Here is a 1,029-nt window from a genome sequence, read left to right on the forward strand (position 1 = left end):
GAATTGTACATTGGAGTAATAATGGAAAACTGCACTTAATCACCTCTAAATTCACTTTACTTTTACTACATATAATCCTCGCTTACCTTCAAAGACCGAATCAAAGCAGATTTCATCCCCAACCCGATTCCATCTCGGATGCAAATCGCACCTTGTATCATTATCATATTTAAATGGTGCAAATACTCTTGCTAGCTTTAGAATTTTATTTCCCTTGATTAACATCACAGATGCAACTCTAGCTCTATCTGGGTAAGTATCTGTCACAACCCCGCTCCCATTAGGTGAGTAACTTGGGTGGCCATCCGTAGTTAATTCTGGCMATTTCTTTTTATACTCTTGAGTCTGATCAGTCATTAGATAATATCCATTACCTCTATCTTTTTTGTGTGCAAAAGCTAATAGGTCTTTGCTATTTTTCCAATAGCAGTGAGATGTCATATTATCATCACTTAAATTATACATATTTGTTCCATCTATATTTACAGTAACTAATCTGGTGTACTTTCTAGACCCATTTATCCATCTATGTAAAACCATAAATCTTTTTCCAAAAGGATTTATCATAATGTGATTTACCTTATGCTCCGCATTTATCATTTCATTTCTCGGCTCGAAGTTCGAAAAATCAGTATAGTTCATCAATGGTTTAACCTCACCATTTTCTAAATTCACATGCCAAATACAGGGCATATTAGGGCACTTTTCGTTTGCGGTTGTTTCTGAAAGATTGGAATATCCATATCCTTTACGCAAACGATGTAGCCGTGCAAAATCTAATGAAAGCGCAAATTCCCCATCCTCTGATACACTATAAACTGGCATTGGAATAACTCTCTCTTCTTTTGTATTTAAGTTATAGATAACTGAGCAATAACATCCGTTTCGAAAATCATTATAAATAACTTTATCAATGTAGGAAGGTCCTAACCACTGTAACATGCAACCTTGCTGGACGTTCCAGGAATTAGTCTTCCCGATTATTTCAAATGAATTGTTATTTTTTGTATCAAACAACACAATATCTGC

1 protein-coding gene is annotated in these 1,029 nt (G+C 35.0%); it reads right to left on the reverse strand.

Going from position 1 to position 1,029, the window contains the following annotated elements:
- Positions 1-51: 51 nt before the first annotated feature.
- Positions 52-1,029 (reverse strand): hypothetical protein (locus AC1DSL_RS18590; RefSeq protein ID WP_477533385.1); only part of this gene is annotated, 978 nt, incomplete at its 5' end.

This window comes from Paenisporosarcina sp. P4_D4 (assembly GCF_056401835.1).